General features: G+C 33.4%; 17 protein-coding genes and 2 tRNA genes. 12 read left to right on the forward strand and 7 right to left on the reverse strand.

The features are described 5' to 3' along the window. Window positions 1-22: 22 nt before the first annotated feature. Window positions 23-1,183, forward strand: coding sequence for a BamA/TamA family outer membrane protein (locus tag BM289_RS01885; RefSeq protein ID WP_091490428.1), 1,161 nt, complete (start codon window positions 23-25; stop codon window positions 1,181-1,183). Between the two features lie 41 nt (window positions 1,184-1,224). Here the strand turns inward: BM289_RS01885 and BM289_RS01890 are convergent, their stop codons facing one another. Both BM289_RS01890 and BM289_RS01895 read right to left on the reverse strand, forming a co-directional pair. Beyond that, a complete protein-coding gene (locus BM289_RS01890) occupies window positions 1,225-2,088 on the reverse strand; it encodes a CPBP family intramembrane glutamic endopeptidase (protein ID WP_091490429.1) in 864 nt (287 codons plus the stop codon). 78 nt (window positions 2,089-2,166) lie between these two features. Then, a complete protein-coding gene (locus BM289_RS01895; protein ID WP_091490431.1) occupies window positions 2,167-2,964 on the reverse strand; it encodes an AraC family transcriptional regulator in 798 nt (265 codons plus the stop codon). 230 nt (window positions 2,965-3,194) lie between these two features. Here BM289_RS01895 and BM289_RS01900 point away from each other — a divergent pair, with 230 nt between their 5' ends. Next, window positions 3,195-4,391, forward strand: coding sequence for a C1 family peptidase (locus BM289_RS01900; RefSeq protein ID WP_091490432.1), 1,197 nt, complete (start codon window positions 3,195-3,197; stop codon window positions 4,389-4,391). A 75-nt stretch (window positions 4,392-4,466) separates the two neighbouring features. Here the strand turns inward: BM289_RS01900 and BM289_RS01905 are convergent, their stop codons facing one another. Continuing rightward, complete coding sequence (locus BM289_RS01905) at window positions 4,467-5,546, reverse strand: HigA family addiction module antitoxin (RefSeq protein ID WP_091490434.1); 1,080 nt, start codon at window positions 5,544-5,546, stop codon at window positions 4,467-4,469. A 540-nt stretch (window positions 5,547-6,086) separates the two neighbouring features. On the opposite strand from BM289_RS01905, the gene BM289_RS01910 reads away from it, so the two are divergent. Genes BM289_RS01910 through BM289_RS01920 form a run of 3 tightly spaced genes read left to right on the forward strand, consistent with a single transcriptional unit; the run spans window position 6,087 to window position 8,356 of the window. Further along, entirely contained in the window at window positions 6,087-6,773 is a 687-nt protein-coding gene (locus BM289_RS01910) for a multiubiquitin domain-containing protein (RefSeq protein ID WP_091490435.1), read from the forward strand. Further along, window positions 6,748-7,929 carry a ThiF family adenylyltransferase gene (locus BM289_RS01915; protein ID WP_091490437.1) on the forward strand — a complete coding sequence of 394 codons (1,182 nt, stop codon included), beginning with the start codon at window positions 6,748-6,750 and terminating at the stop codon, window positions 7,927-7,929. The genes BM289_RS01910 and BM289_RS01915 overlap by 26 nt, the downstream gene beginning before the upstream one ends. Continuing rightward, entirely contained in the window at window positions 7,910-8,356 is a 447-nt protein-coding gene (locus tag BM289_RS01920) for a ubiquitination-like system serine protease family protein (protein ID WP_091490438.1), read from the forward strand. The genes BM289_RS01915 and BM289_RS01920 overlap by 20 nt, the downstream gene beginning before the upstream one ends. Before the next feature lie 75 nt (window positions 8,357-8,431). On the opposite strand, the gene BM289_RS01925 is transcribed toward BM289_RS01920, so the two are convergent. After that, on the reverse strand, window positions 8,432-8,827 hold the full coding sequence (locus BM289_RS01925) for a helix-turn-helix domain-containing protein (protein ID WP_091490440.1): 396 nt from the start codon (window positions 8,825-8,827) through the stop codon (window positions 8,432-8,434). Window positions 8,828-9,217: 390 nt separating this feature from the next. Between BM289_RS01925 and BM289_RS01930 the strand changes: the two genes are divergently transcribed. Then, window positions 9,218-9,898 (forward strand): hypothetical protein, encoded by a 681-nt coding sequence (locus BM289_RS01930; protein ID WP_091490441.1) that lies wholly within the window; start codon window positions 9,218-9,220, stop codon window positions 9,896-9,898. A gap of 443 nt (window positions 9,899-10,341) precedes the next feature. Here the strand turns inward: BM289_RS01930 and BM289_RS01935 are convergent. The 3 genes from BM289_RS01935 to rseP all read right to left on the reverse strand — a co-directional run bounded on the left by BM289_RS01935 (window position 10,342) and on the right by rseP (window position 11,955). Continuing rightward, a tRNA-Asn gene (locus tag BM289_RS01935) sits at window positions 10,342-10,415 on the reverse strand. 39 nt (window positions 10,416-10,454) lie between these two features. Beyond that, window positions 10,455-10,528: transfer RNA gene (locus tag BM289_RS01940), tRNA-Asn, on the reverse strand. Window positions 10,529-10,611: 83 nt separating this feature from the next. After that, window positions 10,612-11,955 carry an RIP metalloprotease RseP gene (gene rseP / locus BM289_RS01945; protein ID WP_091490442.1) on the reverse strand — a complete coding sequence of 448 codons (1,344 nt, stop codon included), beginning with the start codon at window positions 11,953-11,955 and terminating at the stop codon, window positions 10,612-10,614. 200 nt (window positions 11,956-12,155) lie between these two features. Between rseP and namA the strand changes: the two genes are divergently transcribed. The 6 genes from namA (at window position 12,156) to BM289_RS01975 (ending at window position 21,498) form a co-directional block, all read left to right on the forward strand. Further along, on the forward strand, window positions 12,156-13,226 hold the full coding sequence (namA, locus tag BM289_RS01950; RefSeq protein ID WP_091490444.1) for an NADPH dehydrogenase NamA: 1,071 nt from the start codon (window positions 12,156-12,158) through the stop codon (window positions 13,224-13,226). A 186-nt stretch (window positions 13,227-13,412) separates the two neighbouring features. Further along, entirely contained in the window at window positions 13,413-14,456 is a 1,044-nt protein-coding gene (locus BM289_RS01955) for a Gfo/Idh/MocA family oxidoreductase (protein WP_091490705.1), read from the forward strand. A 445-nt stretch (window positions 14,457-14,901) separates the two neighbouring features. Further along, window positions 14,902-16,122, forward strand: a complete 1,221-nt coding sequence (locus BM289_RS01960) for an MFS transporter (RefSeq protein ID WP_091490445.1) — start codon at window positions 14,902-14,904, stop codon at window positions 16,120-16,122. Between the two features lie 194 nt (window positions 16,123-16,316). After that, window positions 16,317-19,136 (forward strand): carboxypeptidase-like regulatory domain-containing protein, encoded by a 2,820-nt coding sequence (locus tag BM289_RS01965; RefSeq protein ID WP_091490447.1) that lies wholly within the window; start codon window positions 16,317-16,319, stop codon window positions 19,134-19,136. Window positions 19,137-19,153: 17 nt separating this feature from the next. Further along, window positions 19,154-20,503 (forward strand): DUF5689 domain-containing protein, encoded by a 1,350-nt coding sequence (locus BM289_RS01970; RefSeq protein WP_091490706.1) that lies wholly within the window; start codon window positions 19,154-19,156, stop codon window positions 20,501-20,503. A 137-nt stretch (window positions 20,504-20,640) separates the two neighbouring features. Continuing rightward, the gene (locus BM289_RS01975) at window positions 20,641-21,498 is read left to right on the forward strand and encodes a hypothetical protein (RefSeq protein WP_091490448.1); all 858 of its coding nucleotides are present in this window, start codon (window positions 20,641-20,643) and stop codon (window positions 21,496-21,498) included. The last annotated feature ends 99 nt before the right edge of the window (window positions 21,499-21,597 follow it).

The raw sequence follows: 21,597 nt of genomic DNA on the forward strand, positions 1-21,597 counted from the left end.
TTAATTGTAATTAAAGATTCTTATGAAAAACAGAAAACGATCAAAAACAAATATCTTATTCTCGCTTTTGGTTCTATTGTCATTTAATTCTTTAAATGCACAAAAATATCATATCAGTGTAAAAGATTCTCTGGACGGTGCTTTCGATTTGAGCGATTATATCATTTATGCACATGGTTTTATTGTGGTCCCGACTATTATTACTGAACCCGCTTTAGGAAATATTGGAGGAGCATTAGTGCCAATTTTTCTAAAAAAACATGCTCCGATAATTGATGAAGATGGCAAAAAACGATTCATAAATCCGGACATAACTGGTGGAATCGGAATGTATACAGGAAACAAAAGCTGGATGGCTGGCGCTTTTCGTTCGGCAACTTTGATAAAACCCAGAATATTGTATCGAGTTGCAGCGGGTTATGGAGATGTGAATTTGTCCTTTTACGCCAACAACAGACCCAATCTGCCAGATCAGGAATTCAAGCTTAATTTTAGATCGACGATTTTTTATACACAATGGCTCAAACAATTTAAAAATGCAAAATGGAGCGCAGGACCACAGTATATGTTTTTAAACTCTAAAATAAACCTACCCGATTTTAATTTACCGCCACCATTTGTAAAACCTGGCGATATAAAAAGTACGGTAAGTCAGTTGGGAGGAGCAATTCAATTTGATAATAGGGACAATATATTTACACCAGATAAAGGAATCCGTATTCAATCTGATTTCTTTTGGTCAGATAACGCAATAGGAAGCGATTACGATGCCTGGCGCGTTAATTTATCGGCAATAGGATATCATCCATTAGCTAAAACATTAATTGGCGGACTAAGGGTAGAAGGAGAGCAGGCGTTTGGGAGTCCGCCTTTTTATTTAAGGCCAGGAATTAACCTGAGAGGAATCCCCGCAGCGCGTTATCAAGGTAAAACCAGCATTGTAACCGAAGCCGAATTAAGATGGGACGTTTACAAAAGATGGAGCATCATGGGTTTTGGCGGATTGGCAAGTGCTTTTGACGATTGGGATAAGGCTTTTGCCAAACCCGTTGTATACAGTTATGGAACAGGTTTTCGATATTTAATGGCCCGAAAATTTAAACTCCGAATGGGAGTCGATGTGGCGAAAGGAAATGAAGATTGGGCGTACTATATCGTTTTTGGAAGTAATTGGATGAGGTAGTTTTTTAGTTTCAGTCTCAGTCTTACAGAGTTGCATCAATATTATTTTCTTTTCCAGTATGGCGCAACGATTTTGTGTTTCTTATGACATAAAACTAGTAATAAGATTGTTGCAGCAGTACAAAAAAGAACAGCTTGGAGGCTTCCTTCTGGACCAAAAGCTCCTCCTGTGATTAATTCTGGACCTTGTATTTTAGCTTCAAATAGACTGTTTGTTTTTTCGTTTCCAGACGTGATAGCTCCAAAAATACCAGATTGGGTAAAGTTCCACGCAAAATGTATCGCGATTGGTAGCCATAAGTTACGGCTGTACATAAAAGCCACACCAAATAAAAGTCCTGCCATAGTAATACACAATAAAGAAAGGAAATTACTATGCGGATTTATTAAATGTAAACCTCCAAAAATAAGAGCAGAAATAATCAGGGAAATATAACTTCCCAATTTTTCTTCGATAATTCGGAACACAATTCCTCGTACCAAAACTTCTTCAATAATAGCAACGGTAAACATTAGTGCAAATGGAATCAGGATTAACCTAATTGGATTTACTGCAATAACGCTGTAATTTCCGTTAAGGTAAATTACTAAAATAGTAAGCGTCTGCAAGACAAAACCAATTGCAATTCCGATGGTAACATTGCTAAAAAATCCTTTTGCAGCAAATTCTGTTATATCTCTTTTATCATATTTTTTAAAGAAGAGAATATAACTCAAAATACATGATACCGAAACGAAAAGTCCTTTTAAAAGATTTCGGTAATCTTTTTCCAGAGGAGTTAAATCCAGCAATTTTACAGCAATCTGCTGTCCGATAATAACGACTGCCATAAAAGTAAGCAGAGCAAGGATAATTTTGGTTATAGGAGAATTAAATGTTTTTTGTTTTAAGGTAAGCGTTTCCATTTGGTTTAGTTTAATGATTTATGATGAAGCAAAAGTAGCCCGCATCAAAATCAAAAAATAGAATGAAATTTGCCTTCTTTATAATTTTTGAAATTGTTTAGGTAAAAATCCAGTCTGGTTTTTAAAAGTTCGGATAAAATGACTTTGATCGGCAAAACCGCATTGAAAACTAATTTCCGTTAGATTCGCTTCGTTGGATTGTATTAGCGGAAGCGCACGATTAATTTTGATTCGGCGCATATATTCTCCCAAAGTACAGCCAAAATATTTAGGGAAATGTTTGGAGATTGTAATGGGATTTAAATTTAAAACCTTTGCTAAATCCTGTAGGTTTGGCGTTTCGTTCCAACTGTCGTTTAATAATTCATGTAGACTTTTTACCCAAAAAGGACTTTTTTCATATTTATCCAAATAATTAGAAGCTTGGGAAAGCTGCGAAAACAACATTTTGATACTATCGTTCGAAAAAGTATCAGCATTCTGAGTTTCTTTAAAAATCTTTAGAATTAAAAATTTAGTAACAGTGCTGTTTTGAATTGATTTCTCTATTATTGCTTCATTAATTTGAAGCTCTTTTAATAAATTGTCTTCAATTTCGATATTAATATTTCGGGAAGGAAAAAGAGTATTTTGGTTCAAATGCAGTTCGTCACTGTGATAAAACAATAAAGAACCAGAACCAACAGTTTCGCTGAAATTTTTTCGTTTTTCTGTTGTGCCTCCTTTTAAGAAAAGGGTTATATGTGCATTATTATGAGAATGCCAACCTTCGTAAACGGTATTCTGATATTCTGTTTCTACAATAGCAATTCCCTCATTAGTATTGAAAATGTTTTTGGTGCTGCCTAGATATTTCTCTTTTTCCAGTTCGTACATTCGGGTTTGCTTTTCGGAATTGCTGCAACCAAATTACTTCATATTTGTTTAGATCCAAACTTTAATTACAAGTGATTGAAAGTTTTGCATAATTTGTAATCTTATACATCAAAATAAAAAGATTGTGAAAAAATTAACCGCAGAATAGCAATAAATTACAAAAAAATTAATTGTTTTGTAACAAATTAGAAACATTAGAGACTAATTTTGTTAAATCTTAAACATAAATTATGAATACATTTTCATTCAAATCAGTGTTTGCGGCATCAGTATTTTTAGCTGGAACAGCAGGCTGTTTTGCGCAAGACGTGTTAGTAAATTCACTAAAACTAAACGCTAGCGACAAAAGTAAAGAGAACTTCAAATTTACAGAAGTAATTAACTTAGGAACAACATCAGTAAAATCTCAAGGGTCGTCTGGAACTTGCTGGAGCTACTCAACAAACTCATTCTTAGAGTCAGAAATGATTCGTTTAGGAAAACAGCCTGTTGAGTTGTCTCAAATTTATTCAGCAAGAAATGTGTATGTAGAAAAAGGAATTAACTATGTTCGTATGCACGGTGCAATTACACTTGGAGACGGAGGTGCTTTGCATGATGTAATTAACATGTATAAAAAATACGGAACTGTACCAAGAGAAGTTTACACTGGATTGAATTACGGAACGGATAAAAATAAATTTGCTGAAATGGCTGCGCTTATTGAAGGTGTTTTGGCTGCAGTAGTTAAAAATCCTAACGGAGAATTGACACCAAACTGGCAAAAAGCTTATGCTGCTGTTATTGATTCTTACTTAGGAAAAGTGCCGGATAACTTTACTTACAAAGGAAAAAACTATACACCGCAATCTTTTGCTAAAGAAGTAGTGGGAATTAACCCAGATGAATACGTAGAATTATCATCTTTCACAAACACACCATACTACCAAAAAACAACGATGATGGTGCCAGACAACTGGTCATTGGATCAAGTTTACAACGTAAAATTGAACGATATGACAGATGTTATCGACAATGCACTTAAAAAAGGATACACTGTAGCTTGGGCAACAGATGTTAGCGAAAAAACGTTCAGCTGGAAAAATGGTGTGGCTTATGTAGCAACTAAAAAATTCGACGATATGACTGCTGAAGAAAAAGCAGACTTATTTAATGGACCAAAAGCAGAACCAGAAATTACTCCAGAAATGCGTCAGGCTGCGTTTGATAACTACACTACAACAGACGACCACGGAATGCACATTATTGGTTTAGCAAAAGACCAAACTGGAAAAGAATACTATATCGTAAAAAATTCTTGGGGAGAAACAAACGACTACAAAGGTTTCTTGTTTGTAACTAAGAACTTCGTAAAATATAAAACTACTGCATTACTAGTAAACAAAGGAGGAATTCCTGGTGAACTTGCTAAGAAATTAGGGGTTTAATTAGACTTAGAGTTTTAAAGAAAATAGGAAAGCGCCGTAATCTTTGGATTGCGGCGCTTTTTTTTTAAGGGAAATTTATTCTAATGTGTTTAAAGCTGTAATAATAGTTCTTTTGCGATAATATTCTGGATTTTCAAAACAAACTCTTCCTCTTATTATACCTGGATGCACTTTAACTTTTTTAGAAAATTTTAAAATTGAATCGTCATCGAATTCGTCATGAGTTAAGATAAACTCGTACCAATCATCCTGATCAATTAAATTGTTTCTAGCAAATTCATCCGCTTCAAATTCCTCTTTTTCTATATTAGGCGCATTAGTGAAAAAATTCACATTTTTATACTTTTCATTTGTTAAATGTCTGTATACGTGACCGAGCTCATGCATTACATTATAAGCGAAATTGTCTAATCTACTATATTTTAAACTTAAAGCAATCGCAGGATTATCTCCAGAAATAAAGGATTTTCCATCTACTGGTGTCTGTGAAGGTCTGTCTAATGTCAAAAATTTTATTCCGTACTTTTTTAATATAGATTTGGTTTTTGATATAGTGTCATTGTTTTTATAAAAACACTTTCTTAGCTCCTCAACTAATTCATTTTCTTTTGTAGGATCAAATTCATTAACTCTTTCAAGTTTTGCCTTAAATTCTGCAAGATGAGACCAAGCAATGACATTATTCTTGTTTTCTTTAAACTTAGATGATTTTCTATAATTATTAAAAGAATAACTGTTTATATTGTTTTCTAACGTATTTAAATCTGACGCGCCATACATTTTGAAAATCAAATTAATATTTTCTTCAAAATCAGTTTTTAAGATATTAAATTTTTTAAAATAAGAAATGGGAATTAAATTTTCTATTTGATTCCATGTTTTAATAATTTCTTGCTTTTTAATAATTTCTTTATCATTTTTAGCAAGATTGAGCTCGTATTCCATTTGTTTTGTGAGCCAAAAATTAGCTTTATCAAAATCAATAGCTTCAAGAGACATAGCAAGTTTCATATTTATAGGTCTATTGCCATTTAATATATTGCTAAGTAAAGAATGAGCAATATCAAGTCTTGAAGCTAATTCTCTTTGACTCAAACCCTTTTTATCCAGCATATTGCTTAAAAATACGCCAGGATGTAGAATTTGTTCTGCCATAAATAAATGATTGTAAGGTTGTTGTTATGTATATATAAAGATAATAATAAAACGCAATAATACAATATTTTTTGTTAATAACTTGTTCTGATTGTTGAAAAGACTGAATTGATGTTTGTGTTTATTTTATTTACCTTTGAATGTATTTGAATCATAACATAAAAATGAATAAAAATAATTGTATTATGAAAAATAAAGTTTACAAATTTGATAACATTTTTAATAGTTTGATTAAATAAAAAAAGCCAGGAGAAAATCGCCTGACTTGTAAAATCTTTTTGAAGTGAACAGTAGTCTGCTAAGCTTCTGAAGTTATTTTTCTATGTGACAATTCAAAAGTAACTTCTTCAAAAATATTATACAAGTTTTTTAAGTTAATTTCGACGAAATACATCTTAATATTGTGTTTTTCCTGTTTTGTATAATTTAAAAAAATAGAATAGCAATTACAATTGTTTAGATTACTGATTTTTAAATCATTATCGCTGAAATGATAAGCGGTCTAATATTCTTATTTTAAAAATTTAAAACCATATAGACATGGAAAATAATAGAGGAGCAGATGCTCCAAAATCAAAGCAACCTCTTGAATTTATAATAGAAGGGGAAAAATTCGAAACATTCGATCAATATAAAACAGGAGCTGAATTAAAACAATTAAAAGGTATTCCTCTAGAAACTGAACTATATCTTTCTATTGCAAAACCATACGACGATGAGCTTATAGAAAATGATAAATCTGTAAATCTTGCAAGACCTGATAAGGAATATTTTTTTGTTAAGAAGAAATTGCATTTCACAATTAACAAAGAGCCTTTTGTTTGGTATAAACAGTTTATAAGAGGTATACAGGTAAGAGAACTTGGGAAAATTAATCCAAATGATGATTTGTATTTGGATTTACCAGAAGGTTATGAAGATGATTTTATAACTGATGATGAAATTATTGATTTGGCAAGACCGGGTAAGGAGAATTTCTTTTCAAAGAAGCCGGATATTTTCATTATTATAGTTAACGGAAGAGATAAGTCTTGGGAGAAAAGAACAATAACTTTTGAAGAAGTTGTTGCATTAGCTGGCGGAAATTCAAATGATGGAAATAAAGCTTATACAGTGACCTATTTTAAAGGGCCGAAGCAAAATCCAAAAGGAGAAATGGCAAAAGGAGATTATGTGTATGTAACCAATAAAATGATTTTCAATGCTACAGCCACAGATAAATCTTAGTTTAGACTTAAAAAAACTCAGAGATGAGGGGTATGAATTAGAAATAAATGGTGGGTACGTATGTGCCCACCACATACCTTATGTGAATGAAAAAAAAGAGATAGGGTTTGGGGTTTTAATTTGTCCCTTAAATCTTGCTTCAGAATTTCAAACTTCAAGACCGCCTGATCATACGATGTTTTTTATGGGTGAGGTGCCGTGTCATAAAGATGGTAAACGAATGGATGAAATTCTTAATAGTAGTCCAAACCAAATGCTTTTGGAAGGGATTGTGGGTAATCATTTGTTTTCGAGTAAGCCTTCCAAGGGTAACTATGATGACTACTATGAAAAGTTTACGAAATATGTTCAGATAATTTCTGTTCCAGCAAAATCGTTAGATTCTTCAGTGACTGCAACTACTTTTAAGCCTTTTGTTGGTAATCAGACTACAAGTGTTTTTAATTATTTTGACACTAATTCTAGTAGAGCTAATATCATGAAACTAAATGAGAAGTTTGGAGGTCAAAAGATTGCTATAATAGGATTAGGAGGAACAGGATCATATATTTTGGATCAAGTTGCTAAAAACCATGTTGACGAAATCCATCTTTTTGATGCTGATGATTTTTCTCAGCATAATGCCTTTCGTTCACCCGGTGCACCTTCGTTAGATGAGCTTAATGACATGAAGAAAAAAGCGGTTTACTTTAGTGAAATATATTCAAAAATGCACAAAGGAATTGTTCCGCACATTGAGTATGTTACAAGGGATAATATTCATCTCTTGGAAGAAATGTCCTTTGTGTTTATTTGTATTGATAATAATTCTGCTAAAAAACTAATAGTAAAAGAATTGACTAAATTAAAAATCTCTTTTATTGATGTTGGTTTAGGTGTGCAATTAGTTGATGATAAGTTAATTGGGATTGTTAGAACGACTGTCGGTACGGCTGGTAAAAATGATCATTTGCTAAAAAGAATTCCTTTTGAAGAGGCAGTTGTAAATGAGTACGTTACTAATATACAAATTGCAGATTTAAATGCTTTAAATGCGATTTTAGCAGTTATAAAATGGAAAAAAATATCGGGATTTTATCAAGATCTTGTTGAGGAATTTCATAGCACTTATTCTATAAATGTAGCTGAATTGACTAATGGAGACTATCAAATATAAATTCGTTACATCAATTCCTGATGTACTTGAAGATTGTGTGTTGTATATTTCTATGGAGTATGGAACAGCTATTCATAAATGTGTTTGTGGTTGTGGTAATGAAGTTGTGACTCCATTTTCGCCTACAGATTGGGATATCAATTACGATGGTGAATCTGTTTCTTTGAATCCTTCAATTGGTAATTGGGGTTTTGAATGCCAATCTCATTATTGGATTATTAGAAATAAAATTATACATTCTCCAAAATGGGATAAGGAAGAAATTGAGTATAATAGAGGTCAAGATAAGAAACTTAAAGCGAGATTTTATGAAAAACAGATTCTTGAAAATGATAATCGAGAAAAAGAATTTGTTTCAAAAAACGAATCTGAAAAGTTGATTCCTTGGTGGAAAAAGCTGGTTAAGTATGTTAAGGGAATATTTTGATGTTTTGTGAATAAAAAAAGAGGCTTTTAATAGAGCCTCTTTTTAATTATTTATTTTTTCAAAAATGAGAATTCCCTACTTCTCCTTCATCAACCTCTCCAAATACTCCACTTTATCCTTTTCAGCCTGAACCAAACGCTCATAAAGTTCCACAACTTTATCAAGAGGATTAAATGAGCAATTGTGGTTTACAGTTGGACCACTATGAACAACAGAGCCTTCGTAATTGTTTTGGATATTGTTTAGAATTGCTTCTTCAGAAAAATTCTTAATTCCTTCTACAGACACTCCAAGAGCTTCGGCAATAGCCTTAAGTTTTTCTTCGTCTATGGTTTCGCTGTTTTCAATAGCAGAAATAGCTTGCTGGTTGGTGCCTAAAGCCTGCGCCAAAGCTTCCTGCTTCATATCGCGAAGTTCACGAATACGGCTTATTTTTCGCCCAATATGGTTTGGTTTTGTAAGTGTGCTCATACTTCAAAGATATTTAAAATTCCTGAAAAATTTATTTGTGCTGTAAAATACAAATCGCTTTTGTATGATATAGGGTTATTGCGTTTTGATACAAAAGAATCTATTGTGTAATTCGCCGGAACAAAAATAGAACTTTTCGTACAATTAAAACAAGTACTATGAAAACAGAAAACAACATCATAAATCAGTAAAAAAGTTCGTGAAAAACTTTAGAACCATTTTCATAGAAGTAAACAAAGGAAGCTTTTTCCCTAATCAGGAAGCCTTAAAGTAAAAATAGCATTTAAACGGTTTTTCGGGTTTTTTACAGAGATTTTAAAGGTGTAACTCGCTGAATTAGATATATTTAATAAAATTTTAAGACAAAACGTTAATTTTATTGCATTATCTATGAAAAAGCTCGTGGCGTTTCTAAGCGCATTCCTAATACTTATTTCTCTTAACTGTTTTGGTCAACTTAAAGACAATGCGCCTGCTTCTTCGGTTAAAGGAAAAACGATAATATTGACAGATAATCTGGCGTCCAACAGCGATTATGTAATTAAATCATATTATGTGGAGGAAAGAATCAACAAACTTTTTGGCGGTAGAATCACAACCTACGAAGTGACAAAGCTGGATATGGTTTACACCAACGATTTAGGACCAAACAACACCAGAACTGTGATTCCGAGATATGTCAAGAAAAAACAAAAAGGAACAGCAAGTTTAACGCATCCCGAAACTTCTGCAGAAAACGTTGCTGTTTCTCCAGAGCCGGTTAAAGTTGCCGTTCAGGCACCTGAAGTACCTGAAAACTATGTAAAAGTAGATGTAACCAATACCTATCAAAAAGTTCTGGAAAAAGGCTATAAAACCCCAGAAATGCTCCAAAAAGTAGCAGACCGACTTTACTTTGAAGGAAACTTCAATACTGCAGCCGGTTATTATGAACAGTTGTTTATTTTGGTCAAAGATCCAGATGTTATTTATTACTACAGATATGCTCAGTCTTTAAAAGCAATCAATCAACTGGAAAAATCAGATCTTTTGATGAAAAGGTTTAAGAGTGAGACTTTGGTGGTGAAGTAAGAGGTTTTAGCCGCAAAGACACAAAGACATAAAGCTTTTTTATTTTAAAGATATAGTTTTGTCATTTTGACTCAAAGGAGAAATCACACACGTAAATCGACACAGATTGGTAATACGCTTTGTGGAGTTTTTTAACAGCAAAGGCACAAAAGAAAAGCGCAAAGGGCGCAAAGTTTATAAAGTATAGCCCGTGGTTTCAACCACGGGAACACAATCATAAGCATAATACGTATGCATCACAGTATTTGAAACGATGGTTGTGATTGAATATTATAATTTAAATAAACGTACAGTTTTGTCATTTTAGCAGAAGGGAGAAATTGCATACGGAAATCGACACGAATTATAGATATGCTTTGTAGAGTTTCTTGTGTGATTTCTCTTTTCAGTCGAAATGACAAGATTGTAAAAAAAAAGACTATCATTTCTGATAGTCTTTTTTGCTCCCCCTCTTGGGCTCGAACCAAGGACCCTCTGATTAACAGTCAGATGCTCTAACCAACTGAGCTAAGGAGGAATCACCTTAAAAGGTTTGTATGTTTGCTAAAAAAAGTTGCTCCCCCTCTTGGGCTCGAACCAAGGACCCTCTGATTAACAGTCAGATGCTCTAACCAACTGAGCTAAGGAGGAAAGTATTGCTCTTTTTAGCGAGTGCAAATATAAAACTATTTTTAGTTTCTCAAAAACATTTTCACTCTTTTTTTGACTTTTTTTTACTTGCCTACAATGGCTTTGTAAATGTCGTTTCCGTTAGCAAATAGTAACAGTGAAATAAGTAAAACAAAACCAACCATTTGCGCATTCTCTAGGAATTTATCGCTCGGTTTTTTGCCACTAATTATTTCATATAATAAAAACATCACATGACCACCATCAAGAGCAGGAATTGGCAATAAATTCATAACTCCAAGCATAATTGACAATAAAGCAGTGATGGACCAGAAAACTTCCCAACTCCAAGAACTTGGAAAAATGTTGTAAATAGCCGCAAAACCACCTACTTGTTTGTACGCTTTAGTTTCCGGATTAAAAATCATTTTCAATTGTTTTCCGTAACCTACTAACTGATCTTTTCCTTTTTCAAGACCAACCGGAATAGATTCAAAGAAACCATATTCTTTTTTACTGATTTTGTAATAACCTAGTTTTTCCAATGATTTCATATCTAAACCACCAGAAACAACACCCAATTTACCGTCATTAGTAACCTTTAAAGTAATTGGAGTTTCTTTTAAGTCACGTAAAACAACAGCAGAAATTTGTTTTCCTTTGTTTACATCTAAAACAGCCTTAGCTTCATCAAAATATTTAATTTTTTGTCCGTTAAGAGAAAGAATCAAATCTTTTGGTTTTAAATTTTGATTTGGAGAATCTTCAGAAACCTGACTAATTGCAAAAGGTCTACGAATTCCAACAAGAAGTCCTTTTTCTGTTTTGGAAAGTTGATCAATGAAATCGGTAGGCATTGTAAGCGTTTGTTGTTTTCCGTCTCTTTCAATTAAAACATGTTTTGCCATAATGATATTTATGTTCATGTCTTTGTCAAAATTCTCTACTGTTTTTCCATCAATCGAAATAATTTTGTCACCTGTTTTAAAACCAGCTTTAATCATAGCAGGATTTTCGATAGCCACACCATCTTTCAAATCAGCATTAGCAATATAAGTATCGCCGTAAGCGAAAGCCATTCCTATATAAATAATAAAAGCCAGAATAAAGTTTACCGTAACACCGCCAAGCATAATAATTAAACGCTGCCAAGCTGGTTTAGTACGAAATTCCCATGGCTGTGGTTCTTGAGCCATCTGCTCTTTGTCCATACTTTCGTCAATCATTCCAGAAATTTTCACATAACCCCCAAGCGGAAGCCATCCGATACCATATTCTGTTTCTCCGATTTTCTTTTTGAAAAGTGAATATTTAACATCAAAAAACAAATAAAATTTTTCGACTCTTGTTTTAAACAATTTAGCAGGGATAAAATGCCCTAATTCATGAAGAATAATAAGTAAAGATAAACTCAATAGAAATTGAGAGAGTTTGATAACTATATCCATTTTTTATTTTTAGTTCGTATTTAACGCACAAAAGTAGCGTTTTATAATTTAATTTAAGACCGCAAGATAATGTTTAAGATTTTAAATGTTTGTTAATTAATAAACATTTCAATATCTCGTTTTAACAAGATGCCGTAACTTTACTTTTTAAACATTTACCTTATTTAATAGGTATTACAAATTCAGTAAAAGTTACAATTATGGCTTCACAATTATTTTCTCCTTTAACGATAAAAAACATTACCCTAAAAAATAGAATTGTCATTTCGCCCATGTGTCAATATTCTGCCGAAGACGGTTTTGCAAACAATTGGCATTTGGTTCATTTAGGAAGTCGTGCCAGTGGTGGTGCGGGTTTGATTATTCAGGAAGCAACTGCCGTTTCTCCTGAAGCCAGAATTTCGCCTTCTGATCTTGGAATCTGGAAAGATGAACATATCGAAAAACTAAGAGAAATCAATCAGTTTATTGTCTCTCAAAATTCGATTCCCGGAATTCAATTGGCGCATGCTGGACGAAAAGCCAGTGTTTCGGCTCCTTGGCTGGGCAATAAAAAATTAGATTTCGCTCAAGGCGGATGGCAGACGGTTGCCCCAAGTGCGATTCCGTATCACGACAACGAACCTTTTCTTCCCGAAGCTTTAGATAAAAACGGAATTGAAAAAGTTATTTCCGATTTCAAATCAGCAACCAAAAGAGTAGTTGAAGCGGGTTATCAGGTTTTAGAAATTCATGCCGCGCACGGTTATTTATTACACCAATTTTTATCGCCTTTAACGAATGTAAGAACAGATGAATACGGCGGAAGTTTTGAAAACCGAATTCGTTTTACATTAGAAATTGTAGAAGCCGTTCAAACCGAATGGCCTTCTAATTTACCTTTGATTGTTAGAATCTCAGCAACAGACTGGGCAGAAGGCGGATGGAATCCAGAAGAATCTGTAATACTTTCTAAAATATTAAAAGAAAAAGGAGTAGATTTAATTGATGTTTCGTCAGGCGGATTGGTTTCGCATCAAAAAATTACACTTGGGCCAGGATACCAAGTTCCTTTTGCTGAAAAAGTAAAGAAAGAAGCCAATATCGCAACAGGAGCAGTTGGTTTAATTACAGAAGCGAAACAAGCCGAAGAAATCTTAAATAACGGTCAGGCCGATTTGATTTTATTCGCCAGAGAATCATTAAGAAATCCGAATCTGCCTTTGGATTTTGCAAAAGAATTAGAAAGCGATATTCAATGGCCAAAACAATACGAAAGAGCTAAAATTTAATATTTTATAAGCCACAGATTGCACATATTAAAATGATTTTTTATTTTTTTCCGCCACGAATCACACAAATTTTCACGAATTATTTAAGTTTTAAGGCGCAACGATTTGTGTAAATTCGTGCAATTAGTGGCAAAAAGAAATCCTTTTTAATCACATTAATCTGTGGCTGAAAAAAAACATAACAACATGCAAAAATTAAAAACAGCATTATTATCGTACGGAATGTCGGGGAAAGTTTTTCACGCTCCGTTTTTAGATATTCACCAAGGATTTGAATTATTAGGTTCTTGGGAAAGAAGTAAAAAATTAATTCAGGATGATTATCCATACGTAAAAAGTTATGCCACTCTGGACGAACTTTTGGCAGACGATGTCGATTTGGTAATTGTGAACACGCCAGTAGGAACACATTATGAATATGCCAAAAAAGTACTCTTAGCAGGAAAACATGCTGTTGTAGAAAAAGCTTTTACCACAACGGTTGCGGAAGCAAAAGAATTGGCAAAAATTGCAAAAGACAAAGGATTGAAATTAGCCGTTTTTCAAAACAGAAGATGGGACAGTGATTTCAAAACCGTAAAAAAGATTATCGCCGATGGTGTTTTAGGAGATTTAGTGGAAGCTGAATTTCATTTTGACAGATACAATCCGTTGTTGAGTCCGAAAGCGCATAAAGAAACAGCGAATGATGGTGCTGGAGTTCTGAAAGATTTAGGCCCGCATATCATCGATCAGGCAGTGAGTTTATTTGGTTGTCCGAAATCGGTATTTGGAGATATTCGTGTAACGAGAGAAAACTCTGTAGTTGATGATTGGATCGATTTGACATTATTCTATTCTAATTTCAGAGTGAGAATTAAAGCAGGTTTTTTTGTAAGAGAAGCCAATCCGGCGTATACGCTTCATGGAAAAAAAGGATCGTTTTTAAAACCTCGCGGAGACGTACAGGAAGACGATTTGAAAGTGGGTAAAAAGCCAAATTTAGATTCTTGGGGAACAGAAGATGAAAGTTTACAGGGACTTTTACATACTGAAATAGATGGTAAAATTGTGAGAGAAAAAGTCCCAACACTTCAAGGAAATTATTTCAGTTTCTTTGACGGTGTTTACGATTCTATTGCCAACAATAAACCAGAACCTGTTACCGCAGATGAAGGCGTAAAAGTAATGCAGATTATAGAAGCTGCAATTGCAAGTAATGCACAGCAAAAAGTAATTAGTATATCATAAATAAAGGATTGCTTTTTTTTTGTAAGCTTCGGAGAAGCGCAATATTTATAGCAGAGAATTAATCCTTACAAAATACAGCTCCAGCGGAGCGACATGTTTTTATAATCTGAAATGTATGTCGCTCCGCTGGAGCTTTTTTAATTAGGTATATTGAATTTCTATAAATATTTTACTCCGCTGGGGTTTTGCTAATATTTTTTTTAAATATTACATCTCATCAAAGATGATTTCTTTTTGATGCGACTTCATTTTTTTGTTTCAAATTAAAAAATGAAACAAATTATAATTCGACTAAACCCGAAAAATTGTAATTTTAATAAGAAGAATTCAATCAATAACCTTCGAATTTATAAACAATAACGTTGTAAATTGTGCATAACCCTACGTTCTATGCACTTTGCCAGACGTTTTTAGTATTTTTGACAATATCCAATAAAAATTCAATATGCTGATAAACTTCAATCCATTAGCGCTTTTTCAAACCAAAGGGAAAATCAAGAAGGTATTTAGAGAAGCAAAAGCTTCTTATTTAAACCGAATTCGATTTGCCGTTGGGATGTTTTATTTCGGAATGGGATTAAGTTTTGCTACTTGGGCGAGTAGGATTCCAGATATTAAAACTGCCTTACATTTAACCGAAGGTGATTTAGGTTCTATCCTTTTTGCGCTTCCGGTTGGGCAGTTGACAATTATGCCATTTTCAGGAAAAATGGTAACGAAGTTTGGAAGCCATCGCATTTTGATTTTCTCCCTTATAATGTATGTTTTCTGTCTTATTAATTTAGGATTGGCAACAACGGCATTGCAGTTATCTCTCGGATTATTTTTGTTTGGATTATTCGGAAATCTAGCCAATATTGCTGTAAACACACAAGGCGTTTATACCGAAGTTTTATTCAAAAAAACAATCATGTCATCGTTTCACGGAATGTGGAGTTTTGCAGGATTCACGGGTGCATTGGTAGGTTTAGGAATGCTGGCTTTAAAATTAAACCCTTTGCATCATTTCTTAATTGTAGGAGGAATTGTTTTGCTGATGGTCGCTTTTAACTTCAAATTTTTGGTTAGGGCCAAAGAAAAAAAGAAAGTGAAAGAAGAAGGAAAAAAACTATTTGTAAAACCCGATTCGGCTTTGCTTTGGTTGGGCGTTATCGGATTCTGTAGTATGGCGAGTGAAGGTGTAATGTTCGATTGGAGCGGTGTTTATTTTAAAGATATTGTAAAAGCGCCAGGACCTTTGGTGGTTTTAGGTTATACTTCTTTTATGATTATGATGGCCAGCGGAAGATTCCTTGGAGACGGATTAATCAATAAATTTGGCCGTGAACGTGTTATGCAGATTAGCGGTGTTATGATTTCAGCCGGACTTTTTACAGCTGTTTTTCTTCCTTATATTGTTCCTTGTACCATTGCTTTTATGTTTGTTGGTTTGGGTGTTGCAACTATAGTTCCTACTGTTTATAGTATTGCAGGTAAAAATCCAACAGTTCCGCCTGGAGAAGCTTTAACGATTGTTTCGAGTGTGAGTTTCCTTGGTTTCTTAATGGGGCCGCCAGTAATTGGACATATCGCTCAAAGTTTTGGATTGCAGTTCTCTTTTGCCTTTATCGGAATTTTTGGAGTGCTGATTGCCTTTATGGTTTCTAAAATTAGAACGACAGCTTAATTCAATATAAAGCTTTTATTAAAAATTATAAAATCCTAAATAAATTTGTAAGAATTTATTTAGGATTAAATATTTTGTTTATATTTGAATGATAAGCGTCTTGCTTAAAATTGAAATTTTTCCAAAAACCAATTTTATCTTTTGAATAAAGGATTAGAATCCTAAAGTAATTTTCAAAGTAAATTGGATTTTTAATGGGAAAAAAATACGCAGTCTTCCTCATTTTATTGGTTTTTAATCTTGCTGATGCTCAGCAGGAAATAACAGTTACAGGAATTGTAATCGATGCCCGAACACAAAATCCGTTGGAAAATGTAGTGGTGACAATACAGAATACAGCTGTAATGCAACTCACTTCGAGAACAGGAAAATTTGAACTTCATATATTTCCAACAAAGGAACAATTGCTTTTGTTGAGAAGCCAAGGCTACAAAGATTCCCTTATAAAATTGCAATATACTTCAGGACAAAATATCAATCTTGGAATTTTACCATTAGAAGATACTTATTCAGATGAAGTTCCTGCCGCCTTAATCACATTGTCTGACAATGATTTGTCTGAAGATAATGGTTCTTCTGAAATGACATCCGGGCTTTTGCAGTCTTCGAGAGATGCTTTTATGCAGGCATCGGCTTTTAATTGGGGACAAGCCAGATTTAGAGTTCGCGGTTTGGACAGCGAAAATGCCACAACAATGCTCAATGGTATGACGATGAATAAAATATACGATGGCAGACCGCAATGGAGTAATTGGGGAGGATTGAATAATGTCCTTCGAAATCAAGAATTTTCAGTTGGAACTACCATGTCCAGTTATACTTTTGGCGGAATTTTAGGCACACAGCAAATTGCAACAAGAGCTTCATTATACCGAAAAGGAAGTTCACTTACCTTTTCTGGAAGCAATGGAGCTTATACTTGGCGTGGAATTGCAACAGAAGCTTCAGGAATGAATTCTTCGGGCTGGGCGTATGTAATTTCTGCTGGAAAACGATGGGCTCAAGAAGGTTATTTTGGAGGAACCAATTTTGATGCGGATTCCTTTTTTCTTAGTGTTGAAAAGAAATTAAATGCTAAACACGCTCTAAATTTTACAGGATTTTATACTCCAAATTCACGTGGTAAAAATTCTCCGAATACCGCAGAGGTTACCGATTTAATGGGAGAAAAGTATAATTCGTATTGGGGATTTCAAAATGGTAAAAAGAGAAATGCGAGAGTAAAAACAGTCGAAGAACCTTTGTTTATGCTCAATCATTATTTTAAAATTAATGAGAAAACAAACCTTAATTCAGCTGTTATGTATCAATTTGGAAAAGTTGGAAACAGCAATATTGATTATCAAAATGCCGATAGTCCAGATCCAGTTTATTACCGAAAAATGCCAAGTTATTTTAGTTCGCTTTATGCGAAAGATCACGGCGAGTTTTCAGGAGAATTTACACCAGATTATGAAAATGCAGAAAAAAGTAAAATCACATTTTTAGAAAACGCTCAAATAGACTGGAATGCAATGTATCTCTCCAATCAAAAGCCAACAGCTAATGGTTATGAACCCTCAAAAAGTCATTATGTTTTGTACGAAGACAGAACCGACGACAAAACTTACGCAATCAATTCAAATCTAAATTCTCAGTTAGCGTCCAATATTTCTTTTGATGGAGGATTTACTTTCAGAAAATTGAAATCTCATAATTTTCAGTATTTGATAGATCTTTTAGGCGGAGAATATTTTGATGATATTGATCCGTTTTACAAAGGAAACCTTTCGCAATCTGATTTGCTTCATCCAGACAGAAAGGTAAAACAGGGAGATATTTATGGCTATAATTATAATTTTTTAGCCAATACTTTAGATGTTTTTACGCAATTTAAGTTTACTTATAACAAGACAGAATTTTATTTAGCACAATCCTATTCGATTTCCAATTATCAAAGAGAAGGATTGTATCAAAACGGAATTTACCCAACGACTTCTCTCGGAAAAAGTGAGAAAATAAATTTTGAAAATTTTGGTTTTAAAGGCGGATTCACTTATAAAATTTCAGGAAAACAGTCGTTGTTTTTTAATGCAGCTCATTTGACAAGAGCACCTTTGCTTCGGAATACTTTTTCCAATTCAAGATTGAATAATTCTGTAATAGATGGAATTGAAAGTGAAACTATTTCTAGTGCTGAAGCCAATTATATCTATCGTTCGCCAAAATTGAAATTACGCGCAACGGCATATTACACTCTAATTAAAAATAGCTCCAAAACATCTTTCTTTTATGCCGAAGGAATTTTTGATGATGGCGCAGGTTATGATGCTACGGATGCTTTCGTCAGTCAGACTTTAACACATTTGGATAAGAAAAACATGGGAGCAGAATTGAGTTTTGAATATCAGGTTTCTTCAACAATAAAGACGACTTTAGCAGCCGCTTTTGGAAATTATATTTACAGTAGTAATCCAAACGTAACGATTACAAATGATGCTAATGCCGCAGTAGAAGGCAAACAGAAAACTTTTGATTTTGGAGAAACTTACCTTAAAAATTATAAGCAGCCAGGAAATCCGCAGCAGGCTTATTCGTTTGGATTAGAATACCGCGATCCAAAATTCTGGTGGATTGGCGCTAATGTCAATTATTTGGCAGAAAACTATATTGATGTTTCGCCCATTTCGAGAACATCTCAATTCTATATTAATTCCGCAAATGGTTTTCCTTTTCCTGAAGCAACTTCTGAAAGAGGAAACGAACTTTTGAAACAGGAACGATTTAATCCCATAACATTATTAAATATTAATGGTGGGAAATCCTGGCGTATCCATAAAAAATATATTGGACTTTTTGCAAGTGTCAATAATGTCCTGAATACAATTTATAAAACCGGCGGATTCGAACAGGCAAGAAATGCCAATTTTAGAGCTTTAAATCAAGATGTCTCCAGCGGAACACCCTCTTTTGGTCCAAAATATTATTACGGTTATGGAAGAACTTATTTTTTAAATCTCACAATTGGTTTGTAAATCAAAAATTAATGGTTATGAAGCACCTATTTTTAAAAGCAATTTTAAGTATTGTATTAGTCGCAATCGGCAGTTGTACTAATGAAACAGAAACACCACAATTGGTTTGTACACAGCCAGATTTAACAGTAAATAAAACAGTAGAAAAAGTATATGAACTCTCAGCAAATACCGCCAAACAATATTTGTATGATGATATAATTGAGGCTTATGTAGTTTCTAGTGATGAAGAGGGAAATTTTTTCAAAACAATTTATCTGCAGACAAAGGCAACGGACAAACTTCCAGCAATAGGATTTAGTGTTCCCGTTGATGCATCCAATACTTATATCGATTATAGACTTGGTAATAAAGTGTACGTGAAACTTAAAAATCAGTTTACAGATTTATATTATGGTGGCTTAAGAATTGGAAGTTTATATGTGAGTAATTCCGGTGATCCAACAATTGGAAGAATTTCTCAGAATGAATATAAAAATGTATTAAATGCTTCGTGTACTTTAATTGATGAAAATGGATTAGTTGAATCACTTTCTATCGAAGAAGCACTCAATGACAGCAAATTGAATACCTTAATAGAACTGAATGATGTTGAGTTTACAGAAGCAGCTTTAGGACGTCATTATTTCGAAGAATCTAATAATGTTGGCGGTTCTACAAATTGGAATTTAAGAGACAAAACGGGAAACCAAATTATTTTGAGAACCAGTAGTTATGCAAAATTTGCACCTCATTTTATCCCTGAAGGAAGTGGAAAAGTTAGAGGAATTCTAACAAAATTCGGCTCTGATTATCAGTTGATGATTCGTTCAGAAAATGATGTTGAGATGAATGGAAAACGTAACACACCTTTTTTTGCAGAAGATTTTCAGTCGGTTAAAAATAATGTCAATTTTGCATTGCCGGGCTGGAGCAATATTGTAGAAAAAGCAACTAAACTATGGAAAAGTATGGTCTATTCAGGAAATGGCTATGCCGAATTTAACACTACAAGCACAACAGCCGCCGAAAATGTTGCTTGGCTGATTACTCCAAAAATAAACTTAACAGGTTATAAAAATGCCGTTTTATCCTTTAGAAGCGCACAACACGATTTAAAAGTAGATTCACCTTTAAATACATTGGAAGTGTATGTTTCAACCAATTTTGATGGTGCGAGTGTTACCAAAGCCAAATGGACAAAATTGGAAGCTAAAGTTCCTTCACTTTTAAATCCTTCCCGTGAATTTATGAGTTCAGGAGGAATTGATCTTTCAGCTTATACTGGAAATATCTATATCGGTTTTAAATACATTGGTTCAGGAAAAGATAAAACGTTAAACGGTGCTTTTATGGTCGATGACGTTAAGATATTTGGAGAAAAATAAGACATGATTTTTATTTTGATAAATAATGGGTTGGTTTTTAGGTTTTTATTGAAAAGTTTGTAGTTTTTGTATTTCAAATTCTTGAAATCTAATTGAATTTTGTATTTTGGTCATCCCAAATCAATACAAAAACAAATATGAAAACCTACTTTGCTGCCATCTTATTGATGGTGTTTCCATTTTTGATGCATAGTCAAGATGATGTTAAACTAAAGCAGATTAACATTGTAAAAACAAATTACCAGAACTCTAAAGACGGTGAAATTGTAAATAAAACAATGGTCTTTAAAGACGGGAAACTTCAGACAATTACCACTTCAGATGTCGTACAGCATTTCTATTACAATAAAAACGGATTATTGGATATGACCGTTAAGGATAAAATAGGAAGTGACTGGAAAGAAGTAATCAATTATACTTACAACGCTGATAATAATATTACCAAATTTGTAAAAAAATATCAGGAAGGACCAAATTACATTACCAAAACAGTTTCGTTTGTTTATGAAGGAGCAAGGATAAAAGTAACTACTAAGAGCAGTACTAATCATCAAAATTTATTGGATGATATTGAATATTTGGTTGAAAACGGAATCATTGTAAGACGTACTTCTCGTGATAGAAATAAAGCTATTATTGGAAAATTAGAATATGTTTATGTAAACGATAATGTTTCTAAACACAAAGGTTTAGTTGGAGATAAAATCTCTAAAACGTATACTTATGACGATAAAAAATCGGTAGATCAATTGATTGTTCAGAATCTTTTTGGAGATAATTATAAAGTGATTGTGCCAATGATCTCTTACCACGAGGAGGAATTTCCTTTTGAATCGATTTCATACAATAACGAAATGAATTTCAGTCCGTCATCTACGGCATTAGTTGCGGTAAGCAGAAAATACAAATACAACAAATTAAACTTTCCAATTTCTTGTTCTCAAATTGAAGAGAATGGAATTGTAAAAACCGAAAAAACGTTTATTTACGAGTAAACGTTTCATACTGAGAGACCAATTCAGATAAATGGAATTTTGTTGAGGTAAAACTTGACGAGGTTCCATTTTTTATTGTCTACAAGCACTATATAAATT

It is taken from the genome of Flavobacterium phragmitis (assembly GCF_900112575.1).
Classification (GTDB): Bacteria; Bacteroidota; Bacteroidia; order Flavobacteriales; family Flavobacteriaceae; genus Flavobacterium; species Flavobacterium phragmitis.

What these genes read in the sequence shown, in the direction of transcription:
- BM289_RS01930 (WP_091490441.1), top strand. Translation starts at nt 9,218, where the DNA reads ATGAAAAAGCTCGTGGCGTTTCTAAGCGCATTCCTAATACTTATTTCT.
- rseP (WP_091490442.1), bottom strand. Translation starts at nt 11,955, where the DNA reads ATGGATATAGTTATCAAACTCTCTCAATTTCTATTGAGTTTATCTTTA.
- BM289_RS01955 (WP_091490705.1), top strand. Translation starts at nt 13,413, where the DNA reads ATGCAAAAATTAAAAACAGCATTATTATCGTACGGAATGTCGGGGAAA.
- BM289_RS01905 (WP_091490434.1), bottom strand. Translation starts at nt 5,546, where the DNA reads ATGGCAGAACAAATTCTACATCCTGGCGTATTTTTAAGCAATATGCTG.
- BM289_RS01895 (WP_091490431.1), bottom strand. Translation starts at nt 2,964, where the DNA reads ATGTACGAACTGGAAAAAGAGAAATATCTAGGCAGCACCAAAAACATT.
- namA (WP_091490444.1), top strand. Translation starts at nt 12,156, where the DNA reads ATGGCTTCACAATTATTTTCTCCTTTAACGATAAAAAACATTACCCTA.
- BM289_RS01890 (WP_091490429.1), bottom strand. Translation starts at nt 2,088, where the DNA reads ATGGAAACGCTTACCTTAAAACAAAAAACATTTAATTCTCCTATAACC.
- BM289_RS01975 (WP_091490448.1), top strand. Translation starts at nt 20,641, where the DNA reads ATGAAAACCTACTTTGCTGCCATCTTATTGATGGTGTTTCCATTTTTG.
- BM289_RS01970 (WP_091490706.1), top strand. Translation starts at nt 19,154, where the DNA reads ATGAAGCACCTATTTTTAAAAGCAATTTTAAGTATTGTATTAGTCGCA.
- BM289_RS01920 (WP_091490438.1), top strand. Translation starts at nt 7,910, where the DNA reads ATGGAGACTATCAAATATAAATTCGTTACATCAATTCCTGATGTACTT.
- BM289_RS01915 (WP_091490437.1), top strand. Translation starts at nt 6,748, where the DNA reads ATGCTACAGCCACAGATAAATCTTAGTTTAGACTTAAAAAAACTCAGA.
- BM289_RS01885 (WP_091490428.1), top strand. Translation starts at nt 23, where the DNA reads ATGAAAAACAGAAAACGATCAAAAACAAATATCTTATTCTCGCTTTTG.
- BM289_RS01965 (WP_091490447.1), top strand. Translation starts at nt 16,317, where the DNA reads ATGGGAAAAAAATACGCAGTCTTCCTCATTTTATTGGTTTTTAATCTT.
- BM289_RS01925 (WP_091490440.1), bottom strand. Translation starts at nt 8,827, where the DNA reads ATGAGCACACTTACAAAACCAAACCATATTGGGCGAAAAATAAGCCGT.
- BM289_RS01960 (WP_091490445.1), top strand. Translation starts at nt 14,902, where the DNA reads ATGCTGATAAACTTCAATCCATTAGCGCTTTTTCAAACCAAAGGGAAA.
- BM289_RS01910 (WP_091490435.1), top strand. Translation starts at nt 6,087, where the DNA reads ATGGAAAATAATAGAGGAGCAGATGCTCCAAAATCAAAGCAACCTCTT.
- BM289_RS01900 (WP_091490432.1), top strand. Translation starts at nt 3,195, where the DNA reads ATGAATACATTTTCATTCAAATCAGTGTTTGCGGCATCAGTATTTTTA.